Source organism: Pseudomonas sp. P42, from assembly GCF_017973755.1.
Classification (GTDB): domain Bacteria; phylum Pseudomonadota; class Gammaproteobacteria; order Pseudomonadales; family Pseudomonadaceae; genus Aquipseudomonas; species Aquipseudomonas iridis.
On sequence record NZ_JACOPU010000006.1, the window covers coordinates 1 to 16751 of the forward strand.

Genomic DNA, 16751 nt, shown 5'->3' on the forward strand with positions numbered 1-16751 from the left:
TGACAAGGATGGGGCGCGAGGCTGGGCGTTACTGCGGCGCCTCGCACTTCGGTCCGGTGCCTGCATCGTGTGCGGCGTGTCAGCGATGATGTTGCTGTTCGGCGCGGGCCTGTCGATCTGGACAGCGAGCGCTTTGGGTTGCCTGACCGCGATGGCCGGCGCCGATGTCGCCATCGGCTTGTACGAACGCTGGGTGGCCAAGCGGCTGGACCTGAGCGAGGCCGAGCCGAAGGCATGAGCCGGGCAGGCCGGGTAGGGCGCCGATTTTTACGGGTCCTCCCTGAGGGCCGCCCCCTACACGGGTTATCGAACTCGCGAGATCTCTCTAGCTGAAACTTTTGCAGGGATGTCCGTCTTTCCAAGCGAGCTAGGGTAGAGTGGTTTCAGCTCACCACAGATACCGGGGATCTCGACAATGTCGGCAGCTCCTGAAAATGGCTTGGGAAAAGCGCTCCTATGTGTTCTGGTTATCGAGATCTCCTGCACTGTCACTTAAGCGCCTGAAGCTGCGGACCTCCTGAATTCTCATATCTACGGTGGCCTGAGCTGCTCCGGCGTAAATCAATGGCCATATTGTTCCTCCACCGGCGCGATCTCCCGCTACGAAATCGGCCCACGCGTCGCAATATTGATGCCACTTGTCCTGTGACTCGTTGAATGCTTTTAGCTCCGCTTCATCTAGGCGTGCCATGAGCTTCTTGGCTGTTTCCTCCAGCTCTGCGCGCTTTGCCCCTAATGCTTCACCAGCGGCAATATTCATATCTGTTTGAGTTAGTGGGGCTCCCGGATAAAGCGTTTCTGAGATGAACTCATCAGAAGCTCTTAAGAAGGCCACGCAGCTTTCAAAGCAACGCGCCACTTCTTCGAGCTTGATCTCATAGGCTGAGGCGATTTCATGGCAAATGATATGTCTCAGCTCGAACGTCCTGGCAACGTCTGCAAAAACATCGTTTGGATTTTCTAAGATTGGTGCAACTGCTTCGCCTTTGATTTCGTGCGCCCAGCGATCAACAACGTTCTCAAGCCCCTTCAAAAAACTGGTGTCAAGAATGGTAGAGAGCGTGACGTTGATGTGTTCAAGTCGACTTATCTGAACGCCATGAGCGACCAGCTCGCCTACGGTAATTGCTTTCCCATGGACCGCTCTCAGGACTGAGAAGTCTAGCCTGATCGATGAGGCCGGCTTTTCGGCATTGGTTAGATATGGTTCGCCTGAATCAATCAGATCTTTGATAACCATCCGAAAATAGCCTTCCACGCAAGCTATCAAAGCGACGGGGAAGTACCTGACAAGCTCTCCATCAAGATCCTTGTGATTTTGAAAGGCTTGCTCAAGAGTCATGAGGCGAAACGGAAGCTCCATCATCGCGGAGCCAAATTGCCTTCTCTGACGGATTTCCCCGATTTCTTGAATGATGTCTCTGGTTTTGCTCATGGTTGGTTTCCACTGAAAAGAATCCATTCGGCTCTCGGCACATGGTAGACGAGGGCAACATCATGCGGGTGCTTACCGGCGTATTGATAGAAAATCGGCGGGGACCCTGAGACTTTAGGAATTGCACGGGGTCGGAAACCCGCGGGATCGTGTTAGTGGGAGGCCCACCAGCTTACTGAAATTTCAATCCACTGAAATCTTGAAAGGATTCGTTGAAAAGCCGCTGAAAAGGAGGGCTTATGACCGCAGCCACGTACCTGTCCAAAAGCGCCTTCGCCGCGCACATCGGGCGGTCGCCGAGTTACATCACCTGGCTTAAGGAAAACGGCCGCTTGGTCCTGTCTCCCAATGGCAAGCAGGTAGACGTGCTGGCCACTGAAGCGTTGATCCGTGATACCGCCGACCCAAGCAAGGCTGCCGTCGCTGCTCGCCACCAACAGGATCGGCTTCAGCGTGATGTGTACAGTCACGTCGCAGCCCAATCCGAACCGACTAACATGGCTGCGCCGCCGCCCGCTGATCCTGCGCAAGGGCAGACCCCAGACTTTCAGAAGGCACGAGCGCATCGCGAGCATTATCTAGCGCGGATGGCTGAAATGGAGTTTCGCAAGGCGCAGGGAGAGCTGGTGGAAATCAGCTTTGTGCAAAAGGCCGCTTACGAAACGGCACGTGCGCTCAATCATTCGCTGATGAGCCTGTCGCCGCAATTGGCGCCACAACTCGCCGCACTGTCTGACCCATGGGAAGTGGAACGTCAGCTGACCGCTGCATTACGTCAACGGCTCAACGAAGCGGCTCAAGTGTCCAGCGACGATTTCGGCGTCGTATTGAGCGAGTGATAATGAGAACCACACAGGGAGCTGAATCTGCTGGTAGCGTGTATCAGTTCGTCTGCTACCGGCCAGAAGAAGATATAATATTCCCAACAGAAATATTTTCACCATAAGCAGGCGGTCGTGATCTGTTGTCTCTAACGATTGGCAGAACTAAACCGATAACTACAGATGACCAACGCTGGCGTTCAAACCAATATTGGGGTCATTCCCGAACTGCAATCGCTGTATCTGCCGAGCAGGCTTCGGAGTGGCGCGCGGCAGGTATCGAGGGCAAGCGCTCCGTCGAAGTGCTCCCGGCTATCTGGTACGACGTAACTACTTTGGACAACGATGGCAATCCAGAGTCGACCCGCTACTGCTGGGGTTCATGCACACGTCAGGCGTTAGATGACTAAGTGAATGAAGCGCAGACTTTTGCATAGAAACTGCTTGATGCAGAGGGGTTGAATTAAACGTTGCTGCATAGCTCATTGTTGTCGCAGCGAAGAGAGATGAGTGTTATCTGACTAGGCTTTTCTAGGGCGGGAGCTAAGCCTGCTTCCCGCCTGATCATTCCACTTATCTAGAGTCGGTGTTGAAGCCACCTTGTTCCAGCCATTTCTCCAACAAATCTGCCTTCAGAGGCTTGGTGATCAGGTACCCTTGAGCCTCTGAACAACCCCAACGAGTAATGATCTCAAGGATGCTTTCGGTCTCCACTCCTTCTGCTACAACTCTATACCCCAGGCCCTTGGCAAGCTCGATTAACGTCTTGACTAATCGTTTGTCTTTTTCATTTGTGTTGATGTTGCTAATCAGGGACTGGTCGAGTTTTACCGTATTTATCGGAAGCTGCCGCAAGTAGGTCCAGTTACTATAGCCAGTGCCAAAGTCGTCTACGGAAATCTCAATTCCCAGTCCGCGCACTCGCTCAAGTTGTCTGATAACTAACTGTGGGTCTGACATGAGCATGCTTTCAGTGAATTCAAGTTCAATGCTTTCTGGGTAAAGATCGCCGTTTTGTATATGTTCTATTATTTTTTCAACAAACTTCGAGTTTTCAAGGTCGCTGACGGTTACGTTCATGGCTACTCTTAACTCAATGCCTCTTGCCCTCCAGTTTTTTGTTTGGGTTACTACTGCATCAAGTACCCAAAATGTTATCGACTGCATTAATGCAGTTTTTACGGCGAGAGGGATAAATTCTGCCGGACTAATCGGGCCTAGTGTCGGATGATTCCATCGAATCAATGCTTCTACACTCCCACACGTGAGGTTGGGCAAATTGACTTTTGGATGGAACACTAGGCTCAGTTGTTCGGTAGATCGAACTGCATCCGGCAGAGAACTCAGTAGCGCAAACGCACGTTGCTGGGCTGCATCCAGCTCAGCCTGATAAAGTGCCCATCCCAAGTTCCGAGCTCTCGCGTCATCAGCTGCACCAACTACCAGGCGCAGCCAATCCCTTTCTTCTGCATCGGCAATTTCCAAAACACCTATGCCTGTCTGCATCAGTATCGGAATGCCTTGACATTCAACCGGCGTTTCAAAGCTCGAAAGAATTCTTAAGCACTGGTCCTCAACAGGTTCGATAGCGTTGAGAAGAAATCCAAAGCGAGTAGGGCTGATTTTGTACAAAAGATAATTTTTTGGTAACAAAGAAAGGAGTCGAGCCTTTACATTAAGCATTAGCAATTGTGAAAAGCTATAGCCAAGTGCTTTAACTACATCATTCAGAAACTTTGGTGAGATAACATCTACCGCATATAGATTATGTGGTACACCGCTTGAGCTCGCTTGGCGAATATCTTCTTCGAGTCGGAGCCGGTTAAATAGTCCAGTAGGCTGGTCGATATAGTTGCGGGAGCGTAAGCCCATAATCCGCATGACGACCAATTGAGCAAAATATACGAGCATTCCTGCGTCTCGCTCGCTCATTGGTGCTCTTGGCGAAGTGTCAATTACGCACAGACTGCCCAAAGAGAACCCGTCACTTGTGAGAAGTGGAGCGCTAGCGTAGTAGCGAATGAAGGGGGAGCCGGTTACCAAAGGGTTATCTTTGAAGCGATCGTCATTATGCGCATCCAGGATCTCCACAGGTTCTCGGTCGCGGAGTGTGTGGGCGCAGAACGAAACGTTCCGTGGTGTTGCGCGTTGTTCCAGACCAATCCGAGCCCTGAACCATTGTTCGTGCTTGTCAACAATCGAAATCAATGCGATCGGGGCATTGAAGTATTCCGATGTCATTGAAATCATCTTTTCGAACACTTCGTCATCTTGGTCATTTTGCGGGCAAAGGTCCGCAACGCGTCTTAGGCGTTCAGTTTCGTAGTCAGGGATAGGAGCGTCTGCGTCCATGATTAACCTCGTATAACACGGCCTTGTGCTTAGACGTTATCAGATCACTAATGGGACGTCATTTGCCTCCGAGTCTATAAAGTCTATAGACGAAATCTTGGGTCATCGGCGGCTATCTGGGGAGCCATCCAGGTGATGACGGTCTTGTAATCCTCAGCGCTGCAGTCCATGCACACCTCAACACCCTCCGAGAAAACCAGACGTAACTCCCGCGGCGACGCAACCGTTCTATCGGCAGTCTAGGTTTCAGACTTCAGCTGGGCATGTGCCAATACTGATGTGGCAGTATGAAGCGATACCAGCAACGCGGCGGCTAGTTTTTTGGGAAAATGTGCAGGCATCGGTAACGCCTCTGGTCACATGACTCATCGGTAGGTTTGTATTGAATGGCCGGGGCCCATGAGCCCCGGCGAACATTTACTTTAGAAATCCAGTGTCACGCCGGTACAGAGCGCGCGTCCGTCACCCGGTGAGTGCAAAGAAGCCTGTGCACCGTCCGGGTCATACCAGACGTATTCATAATAGCGGTTGGTGAGGTTCTTTAATTGAAGATCGACGCTGACTGACTCGCTTACCTTGTACGTGGCACCCAGGTTCATCAACACGTAACCACCGTAAGTCCCCTTTGTGTTTTCCCGCTCTAGGTAGTAGTTGGTCTGGCCGTTCATCCATGCCGTCAACTGCAAGGCAGGCGTAGTGGCATACCTGATACCCGCGTTGTAGAGGTGATGTGGAATGTGGTCGATTTCCTGCCCTTTGCTATTGGGCAATGTCGCACTCGGCTGAAGAATTTTCGAGTATTGCCAAGAGTAGGCCATCCAGATATTGGTGCGATCGTCAGGGGACAGGTTCATTTGTAAGTCGTAGCCCCAGCGCCGTGTTTCACCGACGTTGTCCGATTCGCCGCTTGGGTCGTTGAGGCGACGACTGACTTCACCCGACGCCTCTTGCTGCCAATAGGCGACACGGCCATCGATCCAGTCGGCGGGGGTGAATTTGATCCCGGTTTCCCAGCCTTCATTGATGGATGGCGCGAGATCCGAGTCTCTCGGCGGAATCTTGTATGCCGCCGCGCCTGTACCCACCTGGAAAGTTCTGCCCCAGTTCGCATAGAAGCTGGCGACGTCCCAAGGGGAGTAGACCACGCTGAGTTTGGGTTGCTTGATCAGCCCGTAATCGTTGATGTTGTAATCCCGTCCGGTCATTTCATTGGTGAAATCGCCCTGAATCTTGTCGACCCGATACGCCGGGACAATCTTCAAGGATTCGAATGGCTTGATTTCAGCCTGCATGTAAGCACCGTAAGTATCGAAGTCGAACTGCTGATCACGGGTTTGCGCCAGGCGCACCCTGTTGCTGGTTTTGTAGCGTTCGCTCTTGTTGTTTTGCTGCTGCATGTCAGCACCACCTTCCAGAGCGAAGTCGTATAGCCAGTTGACTTCCGGGCGCCAAGTCAGCGAGGTGAGGGCACCGTACTGTGTTTCATAACTGTCGCGCTCTTGCTGGGCGCTGGTGCGCCAATACTGGGTCCAACGTCGATCGTCGAAGGTGTTGACGTAAGTTTTCGCCGACCAGGCGAGCGTGTCGGCCAGGTCAGTATCGAAATGCAGGCTGACCTGATTCATCCGCCGCGTGCCTTTGTCCGTCGCGTTGTAGCTGTTCGTCATGGTCGGATGATGACGGGCATCGTCCTCGGTCAGGTAACCCGGCTCCTGCGCCTCGGTTTCATAGTGCCGGGCAATCAAGCCAATGCGATAGCTGTCATCGCCCGGCGTGTAAAACCACTTCCCAGACATAGAAAACTTGTCGGTGTCGGCGTGATCGCGGTAGCCATCGGATTTCTGGTAAGCAAAAAAGTAATTTTGCGTCCAGTTACTGCTTTCGATGCCCTTGGCGAGTTGGGTCTCTTGGGTGTTAAAACTGCCGTAACGAATCCGTGCCTTAGTGTAGTCACCGCCGGTACGGGTCAGCATGTTGACGTTGCCGGCAATGTTATTCAGACCGTAGCGCGCATCACTGGTACCTCGGACAACCTCAATGCTATCCAGCTCCATGGGGAAAATCATGTCCATGAACGGCATGTTGCCGTCGTTGCTGTTGCTCGGAATCCCGTCGATCAACAGTTTGACGGCATTCACTTCGCCTTCGCCGTTAAAGCCACGGAAGGAGATTTTCCCTGAGGTCGTGCCCTGGTTGAACTCCGTTAGCATCACGCCCGGGGCGCGGCTAAACAGTTCCCAGCTGTAGTTGACCGGCATTTTTTCAAGGATATCGCCACCGAGAATGTCCACGGAACTGAGCACACTGATGGTGCTCAATGGCCCGCTGGCGGTGCCCTGAACGTTCACGGTGCCCAATGTCAGCGTGGAGGATTCGGTTTTTGCGGTGTCCGCCAACACTAAAGATAAAGGGGTCATGGCAAACATGCCGAGCGACAGCATCGGGGCGAGGGAACGAGACACAAATAATTGCTTTACGTGCAGCAAAGTAAACGGAGCGGGCATAACGCGCACTTCCTGATAACCAAGAGACTTCAAGGCGTTCAGCGGCTACAGCGGAGACGCTGACAGTAAAGTTGAAGACAGCGTCGAGCTCGACGCTATTGACGATCAGGCGAAGGGAGAGGCACGAGGGCTCAAGCTTGGCCAGCGGACCCTGGGATGCAGTGTTGGCAGCTCTGGGTTTTCAAATAGCTGGTCAGGTATGTAGCGCGGAAGAAAGTGTCTGTAGAAGTTCGATGGCAGAGCTGTTAAGCCAACGTGCTGACAACAGCAATCCCCATGCAGCATCAGTTTGTTGGATGGAGCAGGATTGAACGGGTCGATCAGTTTTTTGAAATCTGCCGGTAATACTTTAGAGGTGCCTGCCGAACAGAACCCACCCCACAGCATTAGCTGCGTGTCCGGCATCTGCGTTGTCTGGCTCAACGACAACGCCAACATATTCAGCAGCAGTGCCAGACAAATGGACAGGGAAGTAATACGTTTCAAGGAAGCATGAGCCAGGTCGGCGAAGAGGTGCGCATTAAGCCGCAAATCACGGAATAATTTAAAGTCACATTGGTGTGCCATTTCGCCACAGGTTAGGAGCGTTCGGGGGAGAATAAAGCGGACGAAGATGAGGCTTGATTCTCTCCCTTTACTGAGTGTCTCGTACGGAATCTTCCGCTGAGAATGTCGTTCTGAAAAATTAAAGATTTCCCGGTTCTTGGTTGTCTCGATGATGGCGAGATGCCATATTTCGACCTATCGATTCAACATGCTCAGGCGGTTTAAATGGATGATTTTGAGCTTGGCAGTGATCAGGGCTCGGAAATAGCCGGACAAGTTCGAATCGAACGCTTGCAGCTGCTATTTCGGCAATCCGGTGCTGCTGTTTTCGGTAGTTATATGGCAGCCGTCATTCTTTGCTGGCTGTGCTGGGATCGATTTGACCACGCTGTGGTGGCCGGGTGGATCGCCTTGCTGACGGCGTCCACGTTGCTACGTATTTTGATGTTCATCGGCTATTTTCGTAGCCCCATCAGTGAGCGCACACCAAAGCGTTGGGAGCGAAGATACTGGTGCACGCTTGTGTTATCGGCAGGAGTTTGGGGAGCAGGTGCGCTCGCGGTGATACCGGCCGAGGATCTGTTGGCTCAGGCGATGGTCATGCTCTTTACGGTCGGGATGTCTGTAAGTGCCGTGTCGTGTTACACGGCCTACAGGAACATGACGATGGTCTCGATCGGGCTGGTTTTAATGCCGTGTTCGACGTGGCTGTTGTTTCAGTCCTCAACCTTTCAGGTTGGCATGGCCCTCGCTGTTTTCGTTTTCGCATCGTTCGTGGCCAGCGCCACACGCAAAATGTCAGAGGCTCTGGAAACAGCGTTTCGCTTGGCCCGAGAGCTGGAACGGGAAAACAGGCTTTCTGTCAGAGCGGCTCGAACTGATGAACTGACCGGCCTGAAGAATCGACGGGCGTTCTTCGATGATGCACACCAGCTTTTTCGTGAATGCAAAAGTCAAGGCTCCGCGCTTTGCGCCGTAATGCTCGACATGGACCACTTCAAGCATATCAACGACTCGTACGGTCACCAGGTTGGAGATCAGGTGCTGCGCCAGGTGGGGGCGGTCATCACCGCGTCAGTTCGTGAAACCGACGTTCATGGCAGACTGGGAGGGGAGGAGTTCGCTATTTTGCTGCCTCACACCAAACTTGATGTCGCCTTGAGCATTGCGCAAGAACTGATCCAGGCCATCGCCAGATTGGAAGCAGAGCCGGCCGAACGAATAACGGCCAGCCTTGGCCTAGCATCATTGGATTACACCGATGAAAGCCTTTACACCTTGATGAACAATGCTGACAGGGCGTTATACAAAGCAAAGTCCTATGGACGCAATCAAGTGGCTGTCGCTGAATAATTGCTCAAATCTTTGAATTTCATCGTAAGCCCGCTCAGTGGCCGCTTTTGGCCGTTTTTATTCTTTAGTGAAAGGCCGAATTCGGCAAAATTTCTGCTGGAATCACATCATGGGATTCATTCAACTTCGGTTATCACCAACCGGTTTTCTAGCTATTTCCCTCACTTGTAGCTGCTAAGCATGATGAATACGACGTTGCCTAGGCGTGGACATGGATACGTCAAAAAAAGTGATACCTAATCCGGTTCCTAGCTCATAGCCGCGCACCTGCCGCCGCGCCTTTACTGGGCTCCACCGAGCCCATGATGACAATAGAAGATGCCGTCAGGCGGACGCTGAGGGTCAGACCCAGCAAGGCCAGCAACGCAGGCACCACGATGCCGGGTGCATGGAAGTCCGAGAAGGGTAGAAACGCCATGGCTATGGCGGAGAATAACAGTGACGCGCGAGCGACCAAGCGCAAGCCGCATAGGTTGGAACGATAGCCGGCAATAGGACCTCCGACGGCTGCATAGGCATCATGAAGATGACTGCCTGCAAAGCCTGTGGCCCTTGAAGGTTCTCTTCATCATCTTCTAGATTTGTAGTTTTGCCACCGTCAATGGCACGCTTGAAAAATTGGCGGAGCATCTGATTATCGATGCCGGACGGTAACCACCATCTCGGCGACGGGGGCGGGTACTACACAATGCTAGCGTTAATGGCGCCAGTCACGCTGCTACCGTGTGAGCGCACGGGGATGAGCTTGATCACGGGTGGTACGTCGATCAACCGATATGCGGCCTTTTGGATAGAAATAACTTGCAACTGTTGAGTGGTTGAGAAACTACACGCTCCTCTCTAAATTTTTTATCACAACGCCGGGCCCCTCTGACAGCGAAACGCTGCCATGTCGGAGTTGCAGTTTCTACAACTTCGACATTAGAGGAGGGGCTCATGACTGCCCTAGAACCGTTCTTTTTTGCCGAGTTTCTCGGCACCGCCACTTGGTTGTGGCTCGTTTTTGTCAGCATCGTCTTGTTCCTGTTGATTTTCGATCTTGGGGTACTTCATCGTGAGCATCGAGAAATCGGCGTTCGTGAAAGCCTGCTGCTGTCTGCTGGCTATATCACGGCTGGCTTGCTGTTCGGCCTATGGGTCTGGCAGGTCAAGGGCGGTAATGCCGGGATGGATTTTTACACCGGCTTTCTAATCGAGAAATCGTTGTCGATGGATAACGTTTTCCTGATGGCGATGATCTTCAGCTTTCTCTCAATTCCGCGTAAGTATCAGCACGAGGTGCTTTTCTGGGGCATTCTCGGTGTAATAGTGCTGCGCGCTATCATGATTGGCCTGGGTGCAGCGCTGATAGCCGAGTTCAGTTGGATACTCTACGTGTTCGGCATCTTCTTGCTTTTGACCGGGGTAAAGATGCTGTTCAGCAAGATCGATGCCCACCCGGACCTTAGCGAGAACCTGCTGGTGAAGTTCCTGCGCAAACACATGCGGGTGACCGATCGCTTGCATGAAGGACACTTCTTCGTTCGCCAGACCGATGCCAGTGGCAAGTCTGTGGTCTGGGCGACGCCGTTGTTTCTGGCATTGGTGCTTATCGAGTGTGCCGACCTGGTATTCGCTGTGGACAGCGTGCCGGCGATCTTTGCAATCACCCAAGATCCTTTCATCGTCTACACCTCTAACATTTTCGCCATCCTAGGCCTACGTGCGCTGTATTTCGCTCTGGCTGCGATGATTCACCGTTTCGCCTATCTTAAGTACGCCTTGGCGCTAGTGCTGGTGTTTATCGGCGGCAAGATCTTCATGGTCGGCATTGTCGGCAAGATTCCTGCAGTCTTTTCTCTGAGCGTAACGGTGGCTTTGCTGCTCGGCGGTGTGTTGCTATCGCTTTGGAAAACCCGCAACAAAAACTCCGCTAGCCCGTAGGTCTAGATACCGACAGATGTCAGCCGTCAAACTAAATTATTAAACTTGGCGCAAGGGCAGAGTTTGGAAAATCTATACCACTTATGCTCAAAGCTGATATCGCCCGGGCCCCGAAATCAAAAGCATCCCGTCAGGATCATGGCAAGCACAGCTGAACAGTTAAGGTGTTGGGGCCCGCTAGCAGACTTATTCAGGGAAAATCTTTTCCGCCGTTCGGGTACCGACACCTGCAGATGCGGACCACAGCCTTGCTGCAGCCGGTTAGAACACCATACTTTTCGATGGCTTGTATCGCATAGTTTGAACAGGAAGGCTCAAATCGGCAAACATCTCGCAATCGAGAGGGAGCAACTCGCTGATAGCAGCGTATTGCTGAGACGGCGCAAAACTTGATCATCGGGGCTTGCGTAAAGAAATCACGTAATAGTGGTTTAGCACGTTTTTCTTCCCTATTAACGCGTCGAAGCATCCCGGTTTGACTGAAACGCCAATCGTGTCAATCCGATAGAACTCCCACCCATCCTCAGCATGAGTGTTGACCACATTTTGTAGATAAACAGCGGCCTCGATCCCCCCGGTGCTCCTTCGCACGAACTTCAATGTTGGGCGGTACTTGAACCATTTTGTAGATGTACATCCCTGATCACCTTATGAATGCTTGTACTCCCCTGAATACAAAGCGCATTCGCTTTATATCTGGTTCTGAACCGGATGAACAACCGAATCGCACGCTTCCGGATCGGCCAGAAAAGCAAGCTCTTGCCAGGGCTCCTTCCGGGCATCGGCTGCTAAGCGTGGAAGGCAGCTTTCGGCCAGAATCATTCACCCGATACTTTCCCATCTCAGATAGCGCACTGGCGTTAGCGATATTCGGAGCTAGCCAAACCTGTCTACTGCTCAAGCATTAAACTGCGCCATAGGATCACTGTTGGTGCAACAGGTGAGAGGTCTGTTTGCTGCAGTACCTGTTTTGGCAACTCAATTGCAGTCAACTCGCTCAGCCCGGATGAGGAGTGCTGGTGCGCTAAAAGTTGCTCGGGCACTTCGGTAGTCATCGATGGGCGGGTAGTCATTTGATCGTAACCACGACCTTGCCTTTGGCTCGTCCCTCTTCGACGTATTTCAGCGCCTCTGCCGTTGATTCAAAGGGAAACGTGCGATCAATCACCGGATTGATGATGCCGTCCTCAACCAGCGCGCTGATTTGGTGCAGTTGGGCGCCGTTGGCGCGCATGAACACGAACGTGTACCTAATGCCCTGCTTACGTGTCTTGCGCCGAATGCCGAGGCTCAGCAGACGCATTACCTGCCGCAATGGCCAGGATAATCCTTGCTCCTGTGCGAATAGCGCAGTGGGCGGCCCTGAGATGGAAATCAGCTGACCGCCGGGCTTGAGGACCTTGAGTGACTTTTTCAGGACATCGGTGCCAAGGCTGTTCAACACCACGTCGTAGCCGTGCAAGACATCTTCGAAATTCTGCTTTTTGTAGTCGATGACCACGTCAGCCCCCAGCGCCTTGACCCATTCGACATTCGCGGTGCTGGTGGTTGTGGCAACAAAGGCACCCAGGTGTTTGGCAAGCTGGATGGCAACGTTGCCGACGCCGCCGGAGCCAGCATGGATCAACACTTTCTGGCCCTGTTGCAGGCGGGCGGTGTGGATCAGCACTTGCCAGGCCGTCAGTGCCACCAAGGGCAGGGACGCGGCTTGCGCCATGCTGGTATTGGCCGGTTTGAGGGCGATCGCGTTCTCGTCCACGGCAATCCTTTCGGCGAACGTGCCGATCCGTGCTTCCGGCGGGCGAGCGTACACCTCGTCTCCCGGTTTGAAGCGTGTCACTAGCGAGCCAACCTCAGTCACCACGCCTGCCAGATCGTTGCCCAAAATCAGCGGGAACGAGTAGGGCAGGATCAGCTTGAATTCGCCTGTGCTTATCTTCGAGTCCAGCACGTTGACACTGCTGGCATGGACCTCGATCAAGACGTCGCGCGCCCCCACTTCAGGGGCTGGAGTTTCGCCGAGGCGTCCGGGTTGCTTGCCATAGCGATCAATCAGAAAGGCTTTCATCGAGGTGGGGCTCTTGTCTGTTGTAGGAAGGGTAGCCGGGGCGTGGTCAGGCATCGAGGAACGCCTGCGCCTTGGCCACAAAATCAACGTGGTGCTGGAAAATCCCGCCGTGACCGGCATCCTGATAAATCACCAGTTCTGCGTTGGGGATTCGCTTGGCCAGGTCAGACGAATTGACGCTGGGCACCATGATGTCGGTGTCGCCGTTGACGACCAGCGTCGGTGACTGCAAGCGCCCAAGGTCTTGCGGCGGCTGTTTGCCCCACGCAGTGATCGCTTTTAACTGGCGCAGGAAAGCGCGGGGCGTCGGGCCTTGGTCGCGATTGTTTTTGCGAGCTTGCAGGCGCTGCAAATACTGCGAGGCAGATCGACGGCCGTTGGCCGTAGACGTGAAGAACAGATAGAACTTCGGATCGCGCAGGGTCAGCAGGCCTTTGAGGATCAATGGCCACGACACCGGGCCAACCTTGTCGATATCGATGCCGCCGGCTGGCCCGGTGCCGGTCAGAATCAATCGCCGCACCAGTTCAGGCGCCTTCAGAGCGATGTCCTGAGCGACGAAACCGCCGAGGGAGAAGCCGAGCAAATCAACGGTGTCCAGCCCCAGCGCGCGGATCAACTGGATGGCATCGTCAGCCATCTCGCCGACGGTCAGTGGCGCGGTTCCACCCGAGCCGCCGATGCCGCGATAGTCGGTGGTAATGACGCGTCGGGTTTGCGCCAGGCCATCGATGATCGCGGGGTCGAAGTTGTCCAGCACCGCCCACCAATGGTTGAACAGTACGAGGGGCACACCGGTAGCGGGGCCAATATTGCGGTAGGCGAATGGAATACCGTTTACGGTAATCGACTGGTTCGCCGCGTGGATGAACGACGTCGGCGAACCTGAAGGCGGATTTGTTTGTGCTGAATTCATGACTACTCCGGATTGCAGGACGGATTAGGTGCAGCGCCTTGCGCCTGCAGCGAATCCGCCGCACATGCTCGCTACCTGAAGATCACTCTGGAGTCTGGTAACGCTGAGCAACCGCGGACTGACGGATTTGCCCGATCAGACCCAGACGTGCGCCCTGCAGGTCATCCCAACGCTCAGCTTCTTGCAGCGGTGGGATGGTCACAGGCTCGCGCCGATCGAAGCCGACCAGCGCGGCATCCACCAGATCACCCACTTCCATGATTTCGTTCAAGGTGTTGATGTCGATTCCGGAGCGATCCCAGATCTCCGTGCGAGTGGCGGCCGGCAGCACCGCCTGCACGTATACGCCCTGAGGCGACAATTCCAGACTCAAACCCTGGGACAGGAACAGCACAAAGGCCTTGGTCGCGCCGTAGACCGTCATGCCGAATTCCGGCGCGAGGCCTACCACCGAACCTATGTTGATGATCGCACCGTCACCGGCCTTGACCAGACGTGGAGCGACGGCGCTGGCGAGCCGCACCAGCGCGGTGGTGTTGAGGGCGACCAGTTGCGCCACTTTGTCGGTGCTTTGCTCGACGAAATGGCCGGACAGCGCGGCACCGGCGTTATTGACGAGGATGCCGATGCGGGCGTCGTCGCGCAGACGGTTTTCAACGACGGTCAAATCGCCGGATTGAGTCAGGTCTGCCGGGATCACATCGACGGCGACCTCATGGTCACTGCGCAAGCGTGCGGCTAGTGCGTCCAGGCGCGCCTGATCGCGGGCGACTAGCACCAGATCGTGGCCGCGTTGCGCAAAGCGTTCGGCGTAGACGGCGCCAATGCCGGTGGAGGCGCCAGTGATCAGAACAGTAGGGCGAGTGCTCATGGGGTATCTCTCTTTGAGGAGGTGAGAAACAGAATGCGCTCAGCTTGAGCTGACGCTCGATTCAGCCAGTGTCGGGTAGTCGATGTAGCCCGCCGCGCCGCCGCCATAGAGGGTGTCGGGATTGAACGCGGACAACGGCGCGCCACGTTTCAGGCGTTCCACCAGGTCCGGATTGCCAATGAACGGGCGACCGAAGGCGATCAGGTCGGCCTGGTCTTCAGCGAGCCGCGAATTGGCCAGATCGAGGTCATAGCCGTTGTTGGCGATGTAGGTGTTTTTGAAGCGCTGGCGCAGGGCGGCGAAATCGAAGGGCGCCACGTCACGCGGGCCGCCGGTCGCGCCTTCGACCACATGCAGATAAACCACATCGAGGGCGTCGAGTTGCTCGACGAGGTAATCGAATTGCGCCTGCGGATCACTGCTGGATACGCCATTGGCCGGCGACACCGGCGACAGGCGCACACCGGTTCGATCTGCACCGATCTCACTGACTACAGCCGCCGTCACTTCGAGCAACAGACGCGCACGATTTTCAATCGAACCGCCGTAAGCATCGGTACGCAGATTGGCGTTGTCCTTGAGGAATTGATCGAGCAGGTAGCCGTTGGCACCGTGAATTTCCACGCCATCGAAGCCAGCGGCGATCGCGTTGGCTGCCGCCTGACGGAAGTCGTTGACGATGCCCGGCAGTTCGCTGATGTCCAGTGCGCGCGGCTCGGAGACGTCTTCGAAGCGGTTGTTGACGAACACTTTGGTGGCGGCGCGCAGCGCAGAAGGGGCCACTGGGGCGGCGCCGTTTTCTTGCAGGTCGACGTGCGAGACGCGGCCGACATGCCATAGCTGCAGGAAGATTTTTCCGCCCTTGGCACGCACAGCTTCGGTCACGGCGCGCCAGCCGTTGATCTGCGCCTGCGTGTAGATCCCCGGGGTGTCCTGATAACCCTGGCCCTGTCGGGAGATTTGCGTGGCTTCGCTGATCAACAAACCGGCGCTGGCGCGCTGGCTGTAATAGGTCGCCGCGAATTCGCTGGGGACCAAACCTTGGCCGGCGCGGTTGCGTGTCAGCGGCGCGAGAACGACGCGGTTCGACAGCGTTAGATTGCCCAGCGGGTAGGGGGAGAACAGGGTTTGCTCGGTCATCTGATGTTTCTTCCGTTGCCGTTGATGAAGATCGATGGTGCGAGCAATTAGGATGATGATCGAAATCTAAACTGTCAACGGTTTTGATTATGAACAGCATCTATGTATGATTAGGCGCATGATTTCCTGGTAAACATGAGGTATTGCACGTGAGAGTGACCAAGGCACAGGCACAGGCCAATCGAGAGCACATCGTTGAAACGGCCTCAGAGCTGTTCCGTGAGCGCGGCTTTGACGGCGTCGGCGTGGCCGATCTCATGGCGGCCGCCGGTTTTACCCATGGCGGGTTCTACAAACACTTCGGGTCGAAGGCTGACCTAATGGCCGAAGCCTCGGCGTGCAGTCTGGCCAAATCGCTGACCGGCGCTCAGGCACTGGATGTCCCGGGCTTCATCAACGTCTACGTGAACAGAGAGCATCGCGACGGACGTGGTGACGGTTGCACCATGGCCGCGTTGGGCGGCGACGCGGCGCGCCAGTCAGATGAGGTGAAAGCGACATTTGCCCAAGGCATTGAGCACACCCTGCAAACCTTGGGCGAGAAGTACCCGACAGGGCCGGAGGCCGAGGCGGGTGAGGGGCGCAAGAAGATGATCGACCTGCTGTCGCGGGCCGTCGGCGCTATTATCCTGTCGCGTGCTTGCCCGGATGATTCCGCACTTGCTGATGAAATTCTTGAGGTGTGCCGGGCAGAAATGGTTGCTTCAGTGCCGGTCGATGACGTGAAAACGGTGTAGAGAGGCATTCATTGAACGTCCAGTTTCCGTAGAATTGCGATGTTGATTCTCGGAGCAGATGGGCATTTTGACCAAAACCATGTGC

General features: G+C 54.6%; 15 protein-coding genes. 5 read left to right on the forward strand and 10 right to left on the reverse strand.

What is annotated here, in order from left to right; genetic code table 11:
- The coding region (locus tag H8B20_RS19490) for a phage holin family protein (RefSeq protein ID WP_210624240.1) at positions 1 to 238 on the forward strand (238 nt) is incomplete at its 5' end.
- Between the two features lie 216 nt (positions 239 to 454).
- Here H8B20_RS19490 and H8B20_RS19495 read toward each other — a convergent pair.
- On the reverse strand, positions 455 to 1435 hold the full coding sequence (locus tag H8B20_RS19495) for a lysozyme inhibitor LprI family protein (RefSeq protein ID WP_210624241.1): 981 nt from the start codon (positions 1433 to 1435) through the stop codon (positions 455 to 457).
- A gap of 239 nt (positions 1436 to 1674) precedes the next feature.
- Here H8B20_RS19495 and H8B20_RS19500 point away from each other — a divergent pair, with 239 nt between their 5' ends.
- Positions 1675 to 2274, forward strand: coding sequence for a terminase small subunit (locus H8B20_RS19500; RefSeq protein ID WP_210624242.1), 600 nt, complete (start codon positions 1675 to 1677; stop codon positions 2272 to 2274).
- 555 nt (positions 2275 to 2829) lie between these two features.
- Here H8B20_RS19500 and H8B20_RS19505 read toward each other — a convergent pair.
- The 3 genes from H8B20_RS19505 to H8B20_RS19515 all read right to left on the reverse strand — a co-directional run bounded on the left by H8B20_RS19505 (position 2830) and on the right by H8B20_RS19515 (position 7598).
- Complete coding sequence (locus H8B20_RS19505; RefSeq protein ID WP_210624243.1) at positions 2830 to 4608, reverse strand: sensor domain-containing phosphodiesterase; 1779 nt, start codon at positions 4606 to 4608, stop codon at positions 2830 to 2832.
- 422 nt (positions 4609 to 5030) lie between these two features.
- On the reverse strand, positions 5031 to 7049 hold the full coding sequence (locus H8B20_RS19510) for a TonB-dependent receptor (protein WP_210624617.1): 2019 nt from the start codon (positions 7047 to 7049) through the stop codon (positions 5031 to 5033).
- Positions 7050 to 7217: 168 nt separating this feature from the next.
- Positions 7218 to 7598, reverse strand: a complete 381-nt coding sequence (locus H8B20_RS19515; protein WP_228732716.1) for a DUF2946 family protein — start codon at positions 7596 to 7598, stop codon at positions 7218 to 7220.
- A 285-nt stretch (positions 7599 to 7883) separates the two neighbouring features.
- Between H8B20_RS19515 and H8B20_RS19520 the strand changes: the two genes are divergently transcribed.
- Entirely contained in the window at positions 7884 to 9011 is a 1128-nt protein-coding gene (locus H8B20_RS19520) for a GGDEF domain-containing protein (protein ID WP_210624245.1), read from the forward strand.
- Between the two features lie 253 nt (positions 9012 to 9264).
- On the opposite strand, the gene H8B20_RS19525 is transcribed toward H8B20_RS19520, so the two are convergent.
- Positions 9265 to 9429: a hypothetical protein gene (locus H8B20_RS19525; RefSeq protein WP_210624246.1), complete on the reverse strand. Its 165-nt coding sequence runs from the start codon at positions 9427 to 9429 to the stop codon at positions 9265 to 9267.
- 518 nt (positions 9430 to 9947) lie between these two features.
- Here H8B20_RS19525 and H8B20_RS19530 point away from each other — a divergent pair.
- Positions 9948 to 10934, forward strand: coding sequence for a TerC family protein (locus H8B20_RS19530; protein WP_210624247.1), 987 nt, complete (start codon positions 9948 to 9950; stop codon positions 10932 to 10934).
- A 190-nt stretch (positions 10935 to 11124) separates the two neighbouring features.
- Here the strand turns inward: H8B20_RS19530 and yidD are convergent, their stop codons facing one another.
- From yidD to H8B20_RS19555, 5 genes are all read right to left on the reverse strand, one after another.
- Positions 11125 to 11403 carry a membrane protein insertion efficiency factor YidD gene (gene yidD, locus H8B20_RS19535; protein ID WP_342345714.1) on the reverse strand — a complete coding sequence of 93 codons (279 nt, stop codon included), beginning with the start codon at positions 11401 to 11403 and terminating at the stop codon, positions 11125 to 11127.
- A 600-nt stretch (positions 11404 to 12003) separates the two neighbouring features.
- Positions 12004 to 13002, reverse strand: coding sequence for an NADP-dependent oxidoreductase (locus H8B20_RS19540; protein ID WP_210624249.1), 999 nt, complete (start codon positions 13000 to 13002; stop codon positions 12004 to 12006).
- 46 nt (positions 13003 to 13048) lie between these two features.
- Positions 13049 to 13918, reverse strand: coding sequence for an alpha/beta fold hydrolase (locus H8B20_RS19545; protein WP_210624250.1), 870 nt, complete (start codon positions 13916 to 13918; stop codon positions 13049 to 13051).
- An 82-nt stretch (positions 13919 to 14000) separates the two neighbouring features.
- Complete coding sequence (locus H8B20_RS19550) at positions 14001 to 14789, reverse strand: SDR family NAD(P)-dependent oxidoreductase (RefSeq protein WP_210624251.1); 789 nt, start codon at positions 14787 to 14789, stop codon at positions 14001 to 14003.
- 39 nt (positions 14790 to 14828) lie between these two features.
- Entirely contained in the window at positions 14829 to 15929 is a 1101-nt protein-coding gene (locus H8B20_RS19555; RefSeq protein ID WP_210624252.1) for an alkene reductase, read from the reverse strand.
- 149 nt (positions 15930 to 16078) lie between these two features.
- Between H8B20_RS19555 and H8B20_RS19560 the strand changes: the two genes are divergently transcribed.
- Positions 16079 to 16666, forward strand: coding sequence for a TetR/AcrR family transcriptional regulator (locus H8B20_RS19560; protein ID WP_210624253.1), 588 nt, complete (start codon positions 16079 to 16081; stop codon positions 16664 to 16666).
- Positions 16667 to 16751: the final 85 nt, after the last annotated feature.

Bases quoted from the DNA above. Each gene is read 5' to 3' on its own strand.
- H8B20_RS19500 (WP_210624242.1), top strand. From the start codon at position 1,675: ATGACCGCAGCCACGTACCTGTCCAAAAGCGCCTTCGCCGCGCACATC.
- H8B20_RS19550 (WP_210624251.1), bottom strand. From the start codon at position 14,789: ATGAGCACTCGCCCTACTGTTCTGATCACTGGCGCCTCCACCGGCATT.
- H8B20_RS19510 (WP_210624617.1), bottom strand. From the start codon at position 7,049: ATGCTGTCGCTCGGCATGTTTGCCATGACCCCTTTATCTTTAGTGTTG.
- H8B20_RS19540 (WP_210624249.1), bottom strand. From the start codon at position 13,002: ATGAAAGCCTTTCTGATTGATCGCTATGGCAAGCAACCCGGACGCCTC.
- H8B20_RS19495 (WP_210624241.1), bottom strand. From the start codon at position 1,435: ATGAGCAAAACCAGAGACATCATTCAAGAAATCGGGGAAATCCGTCAG.
- H8B20_RS19545 (WP_210624250.1), bottom strand. From the start codon at position 13,918: ATGAATTCAGCACAAACAAATCCGCCTTCAGGTTCGCCGACGTCGTTC.
- H8B20_RS19555 (WP_210624252.1), bottom strand. From the start codon at position 15,929: ATGACCGAGCAAACCCTGTTCTCCCCCTACCCGCTGGGCAATCTAACG.
- H8B20_RS19530 (WP_210624247.1), top strand. From the start codon at position 9,948: ATGACTGCCCTAGAACCGTTCTTTTTTGCCGAGTTTCTCGGCACCGCC.
- H8B20_RS19505 (WP_210624243.1), bottom strand. From the start codon at position 4,608: ATGGACGCAGACGCTCCTATCCCTGACTACGAAACTGAACGCCTAAGA.
- H8B20_RS19520 (WP_210624245.1), top strand. From the start codon at position 7,884: ATGGATGATTTTGAGCTTGGCAGTGATCAGGGCTCGGAAATAGCCGGA.
- H8B20_RS19525 (WP_210624246.1), bottom strand. From the start codon at position 9,429: ATGGCGTTTCTACCCTTCTCGGACTTCCATGCACCCGGCATCGTGGTG.
- yidD (WP_342345714.1), bottom strand. From the start codon at position 11,403: ATGCTTCGACGCGTTAATAGGGAAGAAAAACGTGCTAAACCACTATTA.